We start from the raw sequence: 16,194 nt of genomic DNA, 5'->3' as shown, positions 1-16,194 counted from the left end.
GTATCATATTTGGCGCTGCAGCGCTTTTTTGGAAGCGAAAAGCCTGTCTTGAAACTAGTCCGAAAACTTCTCTTTCCGCTCTGGCCGGGCACTTTCACGCCTAGAGGATCTTGGCCAACCTTTTAACCCCATCTTCTTGGAGTTCCCCTAGCAACTCCAAAAGGCTGACCCATCCAGGGTCAGCCTTTTATCATTCTGTCACTTCTTTTTGTTGGTAGACAATATCTTTTTCAGCTTCTGTTGCCACCCGGTTCGGCTTTTGGATGAATAAAGCCAACACTAGCGCAAAAAGTGCAATGAACATGGAAACAAAGAATGAATAGTTAATGCCTTCAAGCATCGCATTGTTCATGATGGTTTCAGGAGCTGCGCCGCTTGCTGCCAATTCTTTGCCGGCCGACTCGGCGCGTGTGTTCATAACTGTGATCAAGAACGCTGAACCGATAGCTCCTGCAACTTGCTGAAGCGTATTGTTGATGGCTGTGCCGTGCGGATAAGATTTCATCGGCAGCGTATTCAAACCGTTCGTCATTACCGGCATCATAACCATTGAAATCCCGAACATCCGGGCCGTGTATATCGCCATGATTTCCAGATATGTTGTCTCAAGAGAAAGCTGGCTGAAAAGGTAAGTCGTGAAGACGACAATTGCCAACCCTGGAATTGCCAGCACTTTGGCACCGAATTTATCAAACAGACGGCCAGTGACCGGCGACATGAAGCCCATTGCCAGCGCTCCCGGCAACATCAAGAGCCCCGATTCAATCGGCGATATGCCTTTGATGGTTTGGACGTATATCGGCATCAAAATCATGGCCGAAAACATTGACATCGAAAGGGCAATTGAAATGACCGATGATAAGGCAAACATCGGATATTTGTAAATCCGGACTTCGAGCAACGGCTCTTTCAATTTCAATTGGCGGAAAACGAAAACGACCAATGAAACTATGCCGATTGCAATTGTCCCGTATACCGCCGGATTGTCCCACCCCATCGTGCCAGCTGAACTGAAGCCGTATAAGATACCGCCGAAGCCGATGCTTGAAAAAATGATTGATAGTTTGTCCAAAGAAATGTTTCTGTTTTGGACAGTTAGATTTTTCAGTTTGAAAATCCCAAGGCCAAGTGAGATCAGTGCGACCGGCAATATGATGAAAAATAGGACGCGCCAAGAGTAATGTTCAACAATATATCCAGAAAGTGTCGGCCCGATTGCTGGAGCCACTACCATTACGAGCCCAAAAACGCCCATTGCCGATCCACGCTTTTCAACTGGGAAGGCTGCGAGGATTACGTTCATCAACAATGGCATCATCAATGCTGCGCCAGAAGCTTGGATCATCCTTCCTGCAAGCAATACACTGAATGCCGGCGCTACGCCCGCCAGAAGCGTCCCCAGCGAAAACAGCGTCATCGCTAAAATGAAAACCGAACGGTTTGAATACCGCTGGATAAAAAAGGCGCTTGCCGGTATCAAAATACCATTGACCAGCATATAACCGGTCACAAGCCATTGGACCGTTGAAGCCGATACTTCCAAGTCTGCCATGATTCTGGGAAGTGCAATGTTCAATAAGGTCTGTGTAAAGATTGTCACGAATGCCCCGGTAAAGAGAATCGCGATAATGCCATAAGGCGGTTTTTTCTGTTCTGTCATTCTTTTATTCCTCCGTACTTTCCAACTGTATTTTCCTCATTGCACTATTCTATACCGCTCGTCTATTTTTATCAACAAAAATATACTACCGGTCTATTCTAGTTGATTTGAAAGGGATTACAGGATAAGATAGGACTAGACTGATAGTACAAAGGTGAAGAAAATGAACTTAAAAAAACAGAAAATCATCGACGCCGCTTATTCGTTGTTTATCAATAAAGGCTATATCTCTTCATCCATCCAGGACATTTTAGATGAAGCCGGTGTTTCAAAAGGGACTTTCTATAATTACTTCTCTTCGAAAAGCGAATGCCTCATTGCCATTATGGAATCCATCGGCAGTGAAATCCGCCAAAAGAGAATGGCGGCCGCTGTCGGCAAAGAAGCAAGCGACCCCGAAGTATTGGCTGAACAACTGTGCATCCGGATCCAGCTGAATCAGGAGAAAAACTTGTTTACGCTATACGAAAGCATATTTTATTCGCAGGAAGAAGAACTGAAGCTTTTTTCAAGGCAGACGTACGTGGCAGAACTGGAATGGATTTCTTTGCGCATAATCGATCTTTTCGGTGAAGAGGCCGCTCCATATGCACTGGAGAATGCAGGCATGATCCATGGTTCAATCCAGCAATTGATCCATCTTTGGAGGCTTAGCTCTGAAGAAGAACTTCCGATTGAAAAGCTGGCCGATTTTATCATCAGGCGCTTGAAATCGACGATCACAAAACAAATGGAGACCGGAGACAGATTTATCCGGGAACATAAACTTTCTACCGAAGCACCGGCTGAAGCTGCCTCACTGGAAACATTGAGCGTCCAGCTGAAGGAACAAGCTGAAACCTTGGATGAAGAAGAAGCGGATGCCAAACAACTTGTCATCTTTCTGTCCGAAGAACTGGGCAGCGGAAAACCGCGGAAAATTGTATGTGAAAGTGTGTTAGCAACTTTGGCAAATTTTCCGGCGCATGAAAAAACGCTGGTCGTTTTGCTTGAACAAGCATGGAAACAGCTTCAAAAAAGATAAAAAGCAAAGCCAAAATCCGGCTTTGCTTTTTTAATATGGTTTGACGCGCCCTTTGGCAGCCTGTTCAAATGCATAGGCGTATTCAATCAGCTTAGGCTCGCTGAAAGCGTGGGAAGTCAACGTAATGCCGAAGGGTTCTTTTGTCTCCGATAACCGATAAGGAACAGCAATGGCCGGAAAACCGGCTGCTGCGTTAATATTGCAGCCGTGATCCTGAGGCAACACGAAAGCGTCTGCTCCAATTTCCTTCAAAGTAGCGGCTATCCCTTGTTCCGCAGCTAAAAAACGGTTTCGCTCAAGCGCTTCGATGTAGTCCCGTTCATTAAGTTTCCCGGTCGTCATGCTGGCTTGTTCGAGAAGATTCTGGCCAAAGCGCAGCATCTCTTCCGGATGCTTGTTGTTGAAAGCAATCACATCTTCCAATGACCGGATCGGGTTCAATGGATTGGATTTCCCTAAATAAGCGTCAAGGCCGGCCTTGAACTCATGCAGCAGCACCGCAAATCCCAAATCCTCTTGATCGGCGCCAAGATCGACATTATCGATGATTTCCGCGCCGCATGCCCGCAATTGTCCAAGCGCTTCTTCAAACAAAGCCCGGTGCTCTGCAGAGATGCTGTCTTCAAAGAGGCCTCTTGGCACGCCCAGCTTCACTCCCTGCAACCCATCTTTTTTAAAGTGGATCGACCAATCGTACTTCTCAAACGGTTCGGCAAAAATGGTGATGGGATCTTCCGGATCGACAGCTATCAGCGAAGCGAACACCGCGACCGCATCTTCCACCGTCCGTGCAAGCGTTCCCGGGACATCTTGTGTATGGGAAATCGGAATGATGCCTGTGCGTCCGACCAAACCCACTGTCGGTTTGATGCCGACCAAATGATTCTGCACAGCCGGGTTGATGATAGAACCGGATGTCTCCGTGCCAAGGGCAGCGGCCGCCAAGTTGGATGCAACAGCTGCTGCGGAACCGGAGCTGGAGCCTCCTACATCAAATGGGCCGTATGGATTTTTTGTCTGGCCGCCTCTTGAACTGAAGCCGTTGGTCATTTTATCGGACATGAAATTCGCCCATTCCGTCAAGTTCGTTTTCCCTAAAATGACCGCTCCCGCCTCACGCAGTTTTCCCACCACTTGGGCGTCTTTTAACGCATAATGGTCTTTCAGCGCCCGGGACCCGGCGCTTGTATGCATTTTATCGGCGGTATCCATATTGTCTTTCACCAGTACCGGGATGCCGTGCAATGAAGAACGCGGCCCTTTTAGCTTCCGCTCAAAATCAAGGGCTTGCGCAATCTGCAGAGCATCCGGATTGATTTCCAAAATGGCGTTGGTGTTTTGGTCGCGAAGGGAAATGGTTTCCATGTACATCAAGACCAGCTCTTCTGATGTTATCCGGCCTTCGGCAAGTTCTTGCTGCATGTCGGCAATGGTCATTTCATCCAATTTCGTCAAGCGGTATTCCTCTAATTCCTTCTGGTGCATGCGAGTTCCTCCAATCTATTGGTAGCGAAATTTTTATCCAATGAAAAGAGCCGGAATGCACCGGCTCAATTTTTTTCTGTATAAGTTTTCATCAATTCATATAAGGATAATTCATACAACTGTCTGCCATCAATCTTAAAGACATTTTGTGCGACAAGGTCTTCAATTATATTGCTGCGCTTATCTTCAAACTTCGATTCTGGTATTTGGTGCTCCATGATGTTCTTTCTCTCCTTGTTCAATGTATCTACGTATCTTTTACCCCCTTCTTCCATTTTCTAAAACCTAAAAAAGGAAAATCCAATTAAAAAACGGCCGCAATATTGCGGCCGCCTGCTATCTGTTCGCTGATGGATGAACGGCTACAAAATCGAGTCGACCGCGAGCTTCGCTATAGTGGCATTCGACAAAATGAAATTATCTACCTTGATATGTGAAAAGTTCAGGATGTGCTCTTCACGTTCAATTTCCACTGTCGTATGGACACCGGGAGAGATGCGTTCGACTGCACAGGCAATCATCAGCGATTTGCCGTCCGCAAGCATCTGGTCATCGATTTTATCATCGGAAAAAATCAATACTGCTTTGGCATGCTGGGCATTGGCTTTTCGCAGGACGTCTGCATCTGTAGCCCTGCCGCGGATAAAATGGATGCGCTCGTTTATCTCTTTCGCTTTTTCGATCGTATCGATTACAACAATCTGCACTTTTGCGTCCCTCTCCAAAATGTCCTTCATGGCGTTTTCCGCTTTATGCGACCAGTCGATGATCACGATATGGTTTTTTCCTTCAAACATCAAATCCCCTCTTTCTTTTTGGCGCCTATAAAACGTCAAACTATCCACCGCTTTGCCGATAAATGAAGCAAACAACCCGATTCCTATGATGTATAGAAAAAGGACCGTGAAAATTCTTCCCCCGGTTGTCGCCGGAAACAAATCCCCATAGCCAACCGTCAGCATGGTCGTCATCGTGAACCACAGGGCGTCCATATGGTTTGTAAAAGTCCCTGGCTCAATGAGCGGCAGCAGCAATGTACTGAAAATAATCAGGGCTATTGTACAGGCAGTTAAGACCAGCCAAGAAAGATTAGTGGCTTGAAAATACAACTTCTTTAAAATGATCATAATTCTCACGCCCCTTTTTCAAAGTTCATCGAAGATGGAAGGAATTTCTTTTTCTTCTAGTATACAACGCACATAAGGGTTTGTTTTATTATTTTTTCGCCTAAAATAAAAAAGACCGCAAGAATCACCAAGGATTCTAACGGTCTTTTCAGTTTGGAAACTAGAGCCGGCCCTAGTTTCCCCATACCTGGAATACCAGGCGCATCCCAACTCTAAAATGGCCGGCCATAATATGGTTAAACCAATTGCTCAACATTGTCAGGCTCGAGATTTTTGAGCAGTGCACGCACTTCATCCGTTGATTTTGTATTCATCAATTGATTTCTTAATTCGCCTGCTCCTCGGAATCCTTTGACGTATATTTTGAAGAAGCGGTGAAGTCCGCTGATTGAGCGCGGCAATTCTTCTATATATTTGTCATGAAGGTCCAGGTGCAGCCTGAGAAGATCAAGAAGTTCTTCACTGCCATGTTCTTTCGGCTCTTTTTCAAAGGCGAACGGATTTTTAAAAATACCGCGCCCGATCATTACTCCGTCCACGCCGTATTGTTCTACAAGTTTCAACCCTGTTTCACGGTCAGGAATATCGCCGTTGATCGTCAGCAGCGTGTTCGGCGCTATTTGATCGCGCAATTTTTTAATTTCCGGAATCAGCTCCCAATGCGCATCCACTTGGCTCATTTCTTTTCTTGTGCGTAAGTGGATGGAAAGGTTGGCAATATCCTGTTTTAATATATGGGTAAGCCAGTCATGCCACTCATCCAGCTCTGTATAGCCAAGCCGCGTTTTCACGCTTACCGGCAAGCCTCCAGCTTTTGCCGCTTGGATGATTTCTGCAGCAGCCTCCGGACGGAGTATCAGACCGCTTCCTTTGCCTCTGGATGCGACATTCGGCACTGGACAGCCCATATTGATATCTATGCCCTTGAATCCCATCTCTGCCATGCCGATGCTCATTTGACGGAAAAATTCAGGCTTGTCCCCCCATATATGTGCGACCATCGGCTGTTCATCTTCAGTGAAAAGCAAACGGCCGCGCACGCTTTTCATTCCTTCCGGATGGCAATAGCTCTCCGTATTTGTAAACTCAGTAAAAAATACATCCGGTCTGCCAGCTTTGCTTACTACATGGCGAAAAACCACATCCGTCACATCTTCCATTGGCGCAAGCACAAAAAATGGTTTCGGCAAATCCTGCCAAAAGTTTTCTTTCATAGATTTCATATCCTCCCGTTCCAAAGCAAAAGCAGACGATTTAAAAAGTGCATGTCCGCGCTTCTAAATTTTCTGCTTTACTTCTTCAGCAAATATTTGATTGATTGTCCATAAGGCGCTTTCTATCGAACACGTTCCAATCAGATCTGTTCGGCCAGTTCCAGCCAAGCCACAGCTTCGCAATGCGTGGACTGCGGGAACATATCGACAGGCTGCACTTCTTTTGTGCGGTAGCCGCCGTCTTCCAAGATGCGCAAGTCGCGCGCCAAAGTTGCAGGGTTGCAGGATACATAGACAACACGTCCTGGACGCTGTTTTAGAATGGTCTGCAAGAGCTGTTCATCGCAGCCTTTGCGGGGCGGATCGACCATGAGGACGTCCGCTGTCTTGCCTTCCTTATACCAGCGCGGAATGACCTGTTCCGCCGGCCCCGCTTCAAACAACGTATTCGTAAAGCCGTTCAATTCGGCATTGCGCTTCGCGTCTTCGATCGCCTGCGGCACAATTTCAACGCCCATGACGAATTTCGCTTTTTGTGCAAGGAACAGGGAAATCGTCCCTATTCCGCAGTATGCGTCAATCACTGTTTCGTCGCCACTTAGCTGTGCGTATTCCAGCGCTTGCCCGTATAAGACATCCGTCTGTTCTGGATTGACTTGGTAAAACGACCGAGCGGAAATTTCAAAACGGACATCGCCAATCCGGTCTTCGATAACATCTTTGCCCCAAAGGGTGAAAGTTTCATTGCCAAAAATGACGTTGGTTTTTTCGCCGTTGACATTTTGGACGATCGATGTCACTTCCGGCACAAGCGTCCGGATCAGTTCAATCGCCTTTTGGGCTTGCGGGAATTTCTTTTTCTTCGTGACAAGGACAACCATGATCTCGTCTGTCGCGCGCCCTTTGCGGACCACGACGTGGCGCAGCATGCCGCGGTGCGTTTGTTCATCATAAGGTTCAATGCCCATTTCCGGCATTCTTTTTTTCAAAGCGGCCATGATGGCGTCCGCTTCCGGTGTCTGGATGATGCAAATATCGGTATCGGCAATATCATGCGAACGGTTCTGGTAGAAACCGGCAACAACGCGCCCATTATCGGTGCCGAACGGGATCTGGGATTTGTTGCGGTAGCGCCATGGATTCTCCATGCCTTTCACCGGATGAACCGGCACATCCGGCAATTTGCCGATGCGCGTGATAGCGTCGCGCACCAGCTTGCGCTTGAATGTCATTTGTCCCTCATAAGACAGGTGCTGGATCTGGCAGCCGCCGCATGTGTCAAAGACCGGACAAGGAGCCGTCACACGGAACGGCGAAGCATGTTTGACCTCGAGCAATTTAGCGAAGCCATAGGATTTCAAGGTTTTCAACACATGGACTTCCACATCTTCACCCGGCAATGCGCCATGGATAAAAAGCGGGTACCCCTCTACTTTAGCAACACCTGCGCCGTCATGCGTCAAATCTTCCACACGAACGAGCAAGCGATCATTTTTTTGTACTGGTTTCAAAGTGTTCACTCCATTTCAACTTTTCGTATTATAACACAAAGAAAAGCGGAAGGGGCCGTTTAGGCTCGACAGGCATAAGACGGACTGCGAGGAGGCATTCGCCGCCGCAGCAGAACGGCTTATGACCCGAGAGCCTGGCCACTGCAGCTAGACAATGAAAGGCGGAGGCGCCTGTGTCAGCTCCGACAAGCACTGGAAGACTGGAAGCTGTGGCGCATTTTGCCACTGCTTCCAGCCTGAAGTGACCTCGAGGAGCTAGGCGCTATAGCTAGACACAAAGAAAAGCGGAAGGGGCCGTTTAGGCTCGACAGGCATAAGACGGACTGCGAGGAGGCATTCGCCGCCGCAGCAGAACGGCTTATGACCCGAGAGCCTGGCCACTGCAGCTAGACAATGAAAGGCGGAAGTGGCCGTTTAGGCTCGGCAGCAAGGATGCTGTTGGATGGTTTTTGCCTTGGATTGCGGGTTGCGGCTTTTCGGTATCGAGTTCCAACTTTTTTCTGCTGAGTTCTAACTTCTCTGAAAAACTTCTCCCCAAACGCAAAAAAGAGGCTGTCCCAAAAGCCATTTTCATGACCTTACGGGACAGCCTTGCTAATTATTTTTCATCTTTTGTTGCTGGCCCATCTTTCAATGAAAACCAGAACCCAAAAGCGATGGATGTAAATAACACTAAAAACGGGGCATAAAAGATCAAGAAATCCTGCAGCATAACTGTCTCCTCCTTTAACGCCCAAAATCAGGCGTGGTAATCCGATTTCCCTTTTACGTAATCTTTATCGAACAAGAACAGGCGGAATAGCAGGTAAAGTGATGGAAGCAACAAGCCCAATCCTGCTACAAACGCGATAATCAATGAAATGGCCATCGTCTCATTCGTGAAGCTATCGTAAATCGTCAGGTGCGGATACAGAAGATATGGATAATGGGATATTCCGTAGGCGAAAAAGGCTGTGAAGAATTGCCCCACCAACAGGATGAAAGCCAAACCATACTTTCTTCGCTTCCAGATCAGGAACACCGTTCCCAGGAACAACAAGGACGATATTCCAAACAGCCACCACAAATCCATGATACGCGCAAAATGCTCGGCGTTGTGCGTCCGCAATTCAAAGATGATGCCGGTTGCCGTAATGATTGCCGGTCCTGCCCAGACAAGCGCGTATTTGCGCATCAAGTCTGTCGCTTTTTCATCTCCTGCTTTATTGGCGTACCAGGTCAGGAAGACAGCGGAAATGTATAATACCGCAGTCAAACTCAACACGACGATGCTCCAAGTCAGCGGGCTTGTAAACAATGCCCAGTAATCAAGCTGCGGCGAATCATTGACCATATTGATAAAGCCGCCTTCGGACATGGCAAGCACCGGCGAAAGAGACGCCGGCAAAAGCAAGCCCGATAATCCATACATGTAAATATAGCCGCGGTGGTTGATTTTGGCACCGTATGTCGCAAATGCATAATAAGAACCGCGAATTGACAGCAAAATCAAAGCAAGGCTCGCGGGAACCAAAAGCGTTGTTCCGTAATAATAAGCCGTCAGCGGGAAAAAGCCGATCATACCGACAAAGAAGAACACGAAGAAAACATTCGTGACTTCCCATACAGGCGATAAGTAGCGCTGAATGATATTGGTCAAAATATGCTGTTTATTGGTGAACGCGCTATAAGCGTTGAAGAAGCCGGCCCCAAAATCGATTGACCCTACAATGACGTAAAAGAACAAGAACAACCAAAGAACCGCTATTCCTAGAATTTCAAGTGTCATTCTTGTTCACCGCCTTTTTGTTCTTGTCGCTGAGCCAACTCCTGCTCGACCGGATTGCGGCGGTACATGCGGGTCAAGACGACAATCGTCCCGATTCCCAAAATGATGTACAGTCCGCCAAATAAAATGATCATCAAGTCAACATTGCCGCTCGTTGTAGCCGCTTCTTGCGTTGTCATAAAGCCACGCAGAATCCATGGCTGCCGCCCGACTTCAGTGAACCACCAGCCGGCTTCAATTGCCACTAAGGCTAATGGACCGCCCAGAAGCAACAGGAATCTGAACCATTTCGCTTGGATAAAGGACCAGCCGCGCCATGCAGCCACCACGTAAACAAAAGATAAAGCTGCCAAGCTCATGCCGATCGTAACCATCGTGTCAAAGAGATAATGGATCCAAAGAGGCGGAATCGGAACATCGTTTTCTGCCAATTCGTTGAGGCCAGTCACTTCTTCACCTGGAGTTCCATGCGCCAAGATGCTTAAAGCATAAGGGACTCGAATGGCATACTTAACTTCTTCCCCGTCAAGAACCCCAAACATAACCAATCCTGCATTGGCTTCCGTTTCAAAATGCCATTCTGCTGCAGCCAATTTTTCCGGCTGGTATTCAGCCAAGTATTTACCTGAGAAGTCGCCGATAATTGCTGTCGCGATAGAAAATACCAAGCCCAGTTTCATCATCAAATACAACGCTTTTTTATGGTAGACGTGCTTCGATCCGCTGAGAATGCGCAAGGCGGCAATCGAAGCGAGCAAAAACGCACAAGTCATGAAAGCTGTCGCTACAACGTGCGCAACTTTTGTCGGCATCGCCGGATTGAATATCGCAAGCAGCGGCTGAACATTGATCAGCTGACCGTTCAACATTTCAAATCCTTGCGGTGCGTTCATAAAGGCGTTGACAATCGTGATAAAGACTGAAGACGCCGCTGCACCAAGTGCCACTGGGATCAGCAGCAGCAAATGCTTGCGCTGATCTTCAAACCGGTCCCATGTGTACAAGTAGATGCCCAGGAAAATTGCTTCAAAGAAAAATGCGAATGTTTCCAAGAATAGCGGCAAAGCGATAACATTTCCTGCCACTTGCATAAAGTTTGGCCATAATAACGATAATTGCAAACCGATAATCGTCCCGGTTACAACCCCTACAGCCACTGTAATGACAAACCCGCGCGCCCAGCGCCGTGCCATTAAAATATAATGATCATCTTTTTTCTTGATTCCCACCCATTGGGCAATCATGATCATGAGCGGAACCCCTACGCCGATTGTTGCATAAAGTATATGGAACGACAGCGTCATCAGAGTCAATATGCGACTCAGGAGGGCTGTATCTTCGAATCCCATCTGTTTGTCCCCTTTCAACAGCTTTTATCAAACTCACCTTTTACTACCCTTATTGTACCTCATTCATAGTTGCTGAAACTTCTGCCATGCTCCACAAAGCTTATATTTCCTTGCCATCTTTGAATAACGTGTGACATTCAGTCGGAAGACTTATACCAAAAGAAGCTCTTTTCATGGACAAATGAACAACCGGATGGAAAGAAAATTACCGGTTTCGGGCTATATTTAACTTATATATCATCATTTTCGATTTCCGTTATCCTGTGCTTTTCTGCTTGGAACAATGGTTTTTCTGCACTGAAAATGAAGCAATAGCAGAGGGCATACTCTCTACCACTATTGCTGGCGGCCTTAAAAAAGCGCAAAAAAAAGACCAAATCCGATTTGGATTTGGTTCTTCGACTATCGCTTGTTGGAAAGGGTTCCATTAAAATGGAGCTGTTTCAGGTTCTTCTTCGGAACCCTCTTGTTTCCGGTCTTTTTCACCAATGGAGGAGATTGGCACTAACACTTCGATATGCTGGCAAAGGTTTTCGAACGTCGCAGGCAGTATACCGCCATATTCCCCGTCCAAATTCAGCAAGACCGTTTCTTCGGAAGTAACGGAAATCTTGCTTGCCTTCGTATAAATCACATGCGGATCTGATAGGTGTTCTCCGCGCAAAGCCAGAGAAGCCAACCGGATAAACTCAGCCATATTAACTTCTTTCAAAATCATCAATGTGAATTTGCCGTCATTGATGCTGGCATCCGGCGCCAATTTTTCAAAACCGCCGACTGAATTTGTCAAACCGATCAAAAACATCATGGCTTGATCTTCAAAAACGTTCCCATCGTATTCGATGCGCACTTTTGATGAACGAATAGATGGAAGCATTTCAATGCCTTTCAGGTAATAAGCCAACTGCCCAAGCACCGTTTTCAATTTGCTCGGCACTTCATAGGTCAGCTCCGTCAACCTGCCGCCTCCGGCAATGTTGATAAAATAACGGTTGCTATCCATCAGTCCGACGTCTACGGGAATCGAATCGCCCGCCAAGATAATATCAACCGCTTTGTTGATATCCCGGGGAATGTGGACGGCACGCGCAAAATCATTTGTCGTTCCCATAGGGATCAAACCGATTTTGGGGCGTTTTTCAAATTGGGAAATGCCTGATACCACTTCGTTCAGAGTTCCGTCGCCCCCCACAGCCACAATCAGATCAAAGTTTCGCTCTACCGCACTTTTAGCGGCTGATACAGCATCCCCTTCACCTGTTGTCGCGTGGCATGATGTTTCGTATCCCGCTTTTTCCATCTTCTCTAAAACTTCCGGTAAATGTTTGCGAAACAATTCTCTTCCGGAAGTAGGATTGTATATAATTCGTGCACGTTTCATGCGAATTCAGCCTTTCTGATCGTTCTATAGAAATAAGACAGAAAAGAACCATAAAAAGTTCCCAAGAAAAAAGCCGACAAATGGCCGGCCAGTTTTCCACTTCCACTCTGCTGCATTTACTTTAACGATTCCATAAAAGTTTTGCGCAAATCTTCATATACAGCTTGCCAGAATTCAGTATTCCATGTAAAGGCGTCCGAGATTTCCCCAATCATCGTTTCGTGGTTGATGGCATAGCGCGGATCGTCCTTCTCTGGCAATGTCGCTCTTTTTTCCGTAACGAATTCCTGGATTTTTGGAGCGCGCGGCCCCCAATGCCCGAGCACTTCTCCTTCTTGTGAAAGGATGATGTATTTAGGAATGGAGCGTCCGCCGTTCGTCAAGTATTGATCCATCAATTCTGGATTTTGATCACGGTAAACACAGCGCACTTCAAGGTCAGCCGCTTCTGCTATTCTGCGAAGAATTGCGTTGTTCATCATCGCATCGCCGCACCAGTCTTCTGTAATAACCAGCACATTCGGCTTTTTTTCTTTCAAAAGGTTGATAAACTCCGGATCTTCCGGAAGCTCGAATTTTTCATAGATCGAATAAGTTGTTTTTTGATTGGATTCCATTTGAGCCATATAGTTTTCAATCGCGATGGCTTCTTCAAAATATTCCTGTTCGATTGGCATAGTATCACATCTCCTTTCCTTTAGTTTACTTGTACGGGATAAAAGCTTCAAATTATTCACTTTAAAAAAGATGGTCCGACTCATCGGACCATCCTTTCCCCCATCACTGGCGCTTTGGTTTAGCGTTTCGCGATTTCTTCAAGCAATATTTTATTGAGCAGCGGCGGATTTGCCTGCCCTTTGGTTTGTTTCATGATTTGTCCGACCAAGAAGCCGATTGCGCGGTCTTTGCCGTTTTTGAAGTCTTCGATCGATTGCGGGTTGTTGTCGAGTGAAGCTGTAACATATTCGCGCAGCGTACCTTCGTCAGAAATTTGGACAAGGCCTTTCGCTTTGACGATATTGTTCGCGTCGCCGCCTTTTTCGATCAGTTCCTTGAAGACTTTCTTGGCAATTTTCGATGAAATCGTGCCATCGGAAATCAGCTTGATCATTCCTGCCAAACCAGCCGGCTCAAGCTTTGTATCGCTTAATTCCTTTTGTTCGGCGTTCAGATAAGCCGACACTTCGCCCATCAGCCAGTTGGATGCCAGCTTCGCGTCTGCACCTGCAGCTACAGTCGCTTCAAAGAAATCCGAAATCGGCTTTGCCAATGTCAAGACCATGGCATCATATGGCGACAAGCCGAGTTCCGATACATAACGCGCTTTGCGTGCATCCGGAAGCTCCGGAATTTCTGCCCGCACTCTTTCAAGCCAAGCGTCGTCAATAATGATGTCCACCAAATCCGGCTCCGGGAAATAACGGTAATCGTCTGAACCTTCTTTTATGCGCATCAACACAGTTTTCCCGGTTGACTCGTCGTAGCGGCGAGTTTCCTGCTGGATAATCCCGCCTGACAGCAGCACTTGCTCTTGGCGAATTTCTTCGTGTTCAATGCCTTTGCGGACGAAGTTGAAAGAATTCAAGTTTTTCAGTTCTGTTTTCGTGCCGAATTCTTCCTGGCCATATGGGCGAAGGGAAATGTTCGCGTCGCAGCGCAATGAACCTTCTTCCATCCGTACATCGGATACACCGGTGTATTGGATGATCGCTTTGATTTTTTCCAGATAAGCATAAGCTTCATCCGCTGTACGGATATCCGGCTCTGAAACGATTTCAATTAGCGGTGTGCCTTGGCGGTTGAAGTCAACCAATGAATGGCCATTGCCTGTGTGAGTCAATTTTCCAGCATCTTCTTCCATGTGAAGGCGAGTGATGCCAATGCGCTTTTTCTTGCCGTGGACTTCAATTTCCACCCAGCCATGTTCGCCGATCGGCTCATCAAACTGAGAAATTTGGTAGGCTTTCGGATTGTCCGGATAGAAATAGTTTTTGCGGTCGAATTTAGTATGGCGGTTGATTTCACAATTCAGTGCAAGCGCGGCTTTCATCGCCCAATCGACTGCCCGCTTGTTCACTACCGGCAAAACGCCTGGGTAGCCAAGATCGATGACGTTTGTATTGGTGTTCGGTTCTGCACCGAAATGCGCCGGTGCAGGAGAGAACATTTTTGATTCCGTCTTTAATTCGACGTGGACTTCAAGCCCGATGATTGTTTCAAAATTCATTGTGCTGCTCCCTCCCATGTTTGAGGAGTTTTTTTATGGAAATCTGTTGCTTGTTCAAAAACATCCGCAACACGGTAAACCGTTTCTTCATCAAAATATTTCCCGATGATTTGAAGGCCGAGCGGCAAGCCATTTTCGAATCCGCAAGGAACCGAGATGGCCGGCACCCCTGCCAAGTTGACCGGAATTGTTAAAATATCGTTCGCATACATTGTCAACGGATCATCAATGATTTCACCGATTTTGAATGCCGGCGTCGGAGTTGTCGGCCCGATAATGACGTCGTACTCTTCGAAAGCTTTATCGAAATCCTGTTTGATCAGTGTGCGCACTTTTTGCGCTTTTTTATAATAAGCGTCGTAATAGCCGGAGCTTAGCGCATAAGTTCCAAGCATGATGCGGCGCTTCACTTCGTCGCCGAAGCCTTCGGAACGTGTGTTCATGTAAAATTCCAGCAAGCTGCCCGCTTTTTGTGTGCGGTATCCGTAACGAATGCCGTCAAAACGGGAAAGGTTGGAAGACGCTTCAGATGAAGCGAGCAAATAATAAGTGGCTAACGCGTATTTGGAATGCGGAAGCGAAATTTCTTCCCATGTTGCGCCTTTTTCCTCAAGCACTTGAAGTGCATCGCGCACCGCTTGTTTCGCTGCTTCGCCGACGCCTTCTGCGAAATATTCCTTCGGCACGCCGATGCGGAGGCCTTGGATATCGCCAGTCAGTGCTTCAGCAAAGTTCGGCACTTCGATATCAGCAGAAGTCGAGTCCCGCTCATCATGGCCGGAAATCGCTTCGAGCAAAAGTGCATTGTCTTTTACGGTTCTTGTAACCGGTCCGATTTGGTCAAGTGATGACGCAAAAGCGATCAATCCGAAACGGGAAACACGTCCATATGTAGGCTTCATGCCGACTACGCCACAGAAGGACGCTGGCTGGCGGATTGATCCGCCTGTGTCTGAACCAAGAGTGAAAGGCACTTCTCCAGCAGCCACAGCCGCTGCCGATCCACCAGAAGAACCGCCGGGCACTGTTTCCAGATTCCATGGATTTTTCGTTTTTTTATAATAAGAGTTTTCATTGGAAGAACCCATTGCAAATTCATCCATGTTCAACTTTCCGACTGTAATCATGCCGGCAGCTTTCAGCTTTTCCACCACTGTCGCGTTATAGATTGGGTTAAACCCTTCCAGAATACGGCTTGAAGCTGTAGTCTCGAGGCCTTCTGTCACGATATTGTCTTTAACGCCAATCGGCAAACCAAACAACGGTCCGCGTTCTGCAAATGGCACTTTGTCCATTTCTTCCGCTTGTTGTGTAGCTTGCTCTTTGTTCATCGCCAGGAACGCATCCACTTTTGGATCAAGCGCTTCAATCCGGTCAAACGCCTGTTTTGTTACTTCAGCAATTGTCGTTTGTTCCGTATGTATCAATTCCTGCATTTGTGCAGCTGT

14 protein-coding genes are annotated in these 16,194 nt (G+C 47.1%); 1 reads left to right on the top strand and 13 read right to left on the bottom strand.

Annotation, left to right across the window (positions count from 1 at the left end):
* Positions 1-190: 190 nt before the first annotated feature.
* Entirely contained in the window at positions 191-1,660 is a 1,470-nt protein-coding gene (locus FQV30_RS17100; RefSeq protein WP_146501346.1) for an MDR family MFS transporter, read from the bottom strand.
* Positions 1,661-1,823: 163 nt separating this feature from the next.
* Between FQV30_RS17100 and FQV30_RS17095 the strand changes: the two genes are divergently transcribed.
* The gene (locus FQV30_RS17095) at positions 1,824-2,684 is read left to right on the top strand and encodes a TetR/AcrR family transcriptional regulator (RefSeq protein ID WP_146501345.1); all 861 of its coding nucleotides are present in this window, start codon (positions 1,824-1,826) and stop codon (positions 2,682-2,684) included.
* A 30-nt stretch (positions 2,685-2,714) separates the two neighbouring features.
* On the opposite strand, the gene FQV30_RS17090 is transcribed toward FQV30_RS17095, so the two are convergent.
* From FQV30_RS17090 to gatA, 12 genes are all read right to left on the bottom strand, one after another.
* On the bottom strand, positions 2,715-4,169 hold the full coding sequence (locus FQV30_RS17090; protein WP_146501344.1) for an amidase family protein: 1,455 nt from the start codon (positions 4,167-4,169) through the stop codon (positions 2,715-2,717).
* A gap of 65 nt (positions 4,170-4,234) precedes the next feature.
* Entirely contained in the window at positions 4,235-4,387 is a 153-nt protein-coding gene (locus tag FQV30_RS17085; RefSeq protein ID WP_255473527.1) for a Fur-regulated basic protein FbpA, read from the bottom strand.
* 144 nt (positions 4,388-4,531) lie between these two features.
* On the bottom strand, positions 4,532-5,296 hold the full coding sequence (locus FQV30_RS17080) for an ion channel (protein ID WP_146501343.1): 765 nt from the start codon (positions 5,294-5,296) through the stop codon (positions 4,532-4,534).
* Positions 5,297-5,532: 236 nt separating this feature from the next.
* A complete protein-coding gene (locus FQV30_RS17075; protein WP_146501342.1) occupies positions 5,533-6,510 on the bottom strand; it encodes a tRNA dihydrouridine synthase in 978 nt (325 codons plus the stop codon).
* Between the two features lie 140 nt (positions 6,511-6,650).
* Positions 6,651-8,021: a 23S rRNA (uracil(1939)-C(5))-methyltransferase RlmD gene (rlmD, locus tag FQV30_RS17070; RefSeq protein ID WP_146501341.1), complete on the bottom strand. Its 1,371-nt coding sequence runs from the start codon at positions 8,019-8,021 to the stop codon at positions 6,651-6,653.
* 598 nt (positions 8,022-8,619) lie between these two features.
* Positions 8,620-8,730, bottom strand: coding sequence for a cytochrome bd oxidase small subunit CydS family protein (cydS, locus tag FQV30_RS18405; RefSeq protein ID WP_483312753.1), 111 nt, complete (start codon positions 8,728-8,730; stop codon positions 8,620-8,622).
* A gap of 30 nt (positions 8,731-8,760) precedes the next feature.
* Positions 8,761-9,789, bottom strand: coding sequence for a cytochrome d ubiquinol oxidase subunit II (locus FQV30_RS17065; RefSeq protein ID WP_146501340.1), 1,029 nt, complete (start codon positions 9,787-9,789; stop codon positions 8,761-8,763).
* Positions 9,786-11,138: a cytochrome ubiquinol oxidase subunit I gene (locus FQV30_RS17060; protein ID WP_146501339.1), complete on the bottom strand. Its 1,353-nt coding sequence runs from the start codon at positions 11,136-11,138 to the stop codon at positions 9,786-9,788. Before FQV30_RS17060 ends, FQV30_RS17065 begins: the two co-directional genes overlap by 4 nt.
* 427 nt (positions 11,139-11,565) lie before the next feature.
* Positions 11,566-12,519, bottom strand: coding sequence for a diacylglycerol kinase (locus tag FQV30_RS17055; protein ID WP_146501338.1), 954 nt, complete (start codon positions 12,517-12,519; stop codon positions 11,566-11,568).
* Positions 12,520-12,635: 116 nt separating this feature from the next.
* Positions 12,636-13,196 carry a thioredoxin family protein gene (locus FQV30_RS17050; protein WP_146501337.1) on the bottom strand — a complete coding sequence of 187 codons (561 nt, stop codon included), beginning with the start codon at positions 13,194-13,196 and terminating at the stop codon, positions 12,636-12,638.
* Between the two features lie 119 nt (positions 13,197-13,315).
* Positions 13,316-14,746: an Asp-tRNA(Asn)/Glu-tRNA(Gln) amidotransferase subunit GatB gene (gene gatB / locus FQV30_RS17045; protein WP_146501336.1), complete on the bottom strand. Its 1,431-nt coding sequence runs from the start codon at positions 14,744-14,746 to the stop codon at positions 13,316-13,318.
* The gene (gene gatA, locus FQV30_RS17040; protein ID WP_370512413.1) at positions 14,743-16,182 is read right to left on the bottom strand and encodes an Asp-tRNA(Asn)/Glu-tRNA(Gln) amidotransferase subunit GatA; all 1,440 of its coding nucleotides are present in this window, start codon (positions 16,180-16,182) and stop codon (positions 14,743-14,745) included. Before gatA ends, gatB begins: the two co-directional genes overlap by 4 nt.
* Between the last annotated feature and the right edge of the window lie 12 nt (positions 16,183-16,194).

The organism is Planomicrobium sp. CPCC 101110, assembly GCF_007859395.1.
GTDB lineage: Bacteria > Bacillota > Bacilli > Bacillales_A > Planococcaceae > Planococcus.
Note: the sequence above shows the minus strand (reverse complement) of the source record. Positions and strands in the feature narration are given on the sequence as shown.

Excerpts from the sequence above, each read along its gene's own strand:
- FQV30_RS17100 (WP_146501346.1), bottom strand. The coding sequence starts at position 1,660 with ATGACAGAACAGAAAAAACCGCCTTATGGCATTATCGCGATTCTCTTT.
- FQV30_RS17095 (WP_146501345.1), top strand. The coding sequence starts at position 1,824 with ATGAACTTAAAAAAACAGAAAATCATCGACGCCGCTTATTCGTTGTTT.
- FQV30_RS17090 (WP_146501344.1), bottom strand. The coding sequence starts at position 4,169 with ATGCACCAGAAGGAATTAGAGGAATACCGCTTGACGAAATTGGATGAA.
- FQV30_RS17085 (WP_255473527.1), bottom strand. The coding sequence starts at position 4,387 with ATGGAGCACCAAATACCAGAATCGAAGTTTGAAGATAAGCGCAGCAAT.
- FQV30_RS17080 (WP_146501343.1), bottom strand. The coding sequence starts at position 5,296 with ATGATCATTTTAAAGAAGTTGTATTTTCAAGCCACTAATCTTTCTTGG.
- FQV30_RS17075 (WP_146501342.1), bottom strand. The coding sequence starts at position 6,510 with ATGAAAGAAAACTTTTGGCAGGATTTGCCGAAACCATTTTTTGTGCTT.
- FQV30_RS17065 (WP_146501340.1), bottom strand. The coding sequence starts at position 9,789 with ATGACACTTGAAATTCTAGGAATAGCGGTTCTTTGGTTGTTCTTGTTC.
- FQV30_RS17060 (WP_146501339.1), bottom strand. The coding sequence starts at position 11,138 with ATGGGATTCGAAGATACAGCCCTCCTGAGTCGCATATTGACTCTGATG.
- FQV30_RS17055 (WP_146501338.1), bottom strand. The coding sequence starts at position 12,519 with ATGAAACGTGCACGAATTATATACAATCCTACTTCCGGAAGAGAATTG.
- FQV30_RS17050 (WP_146501337.1), bottom strand. The coding sequence starts at position 13,196 with ATGCCAATCGAACAGGAATATTTTGAAGAAGCCATCGCGATTGAAAAC.
- gatB (WP_146501336.1), bottom strand. The coding sequence starts at position 14,746 with ATGAATTTTGAAACAATCATCGGGCTTGAAGTCCACGTCGAATTAAAG.
- gatA (WP_370512413.1), bottom strand. The coding sequence starts at position 16,182 with ATGCAGGAATTGATACATACGGAACAAACGACAATTGCTGAAGTAACA.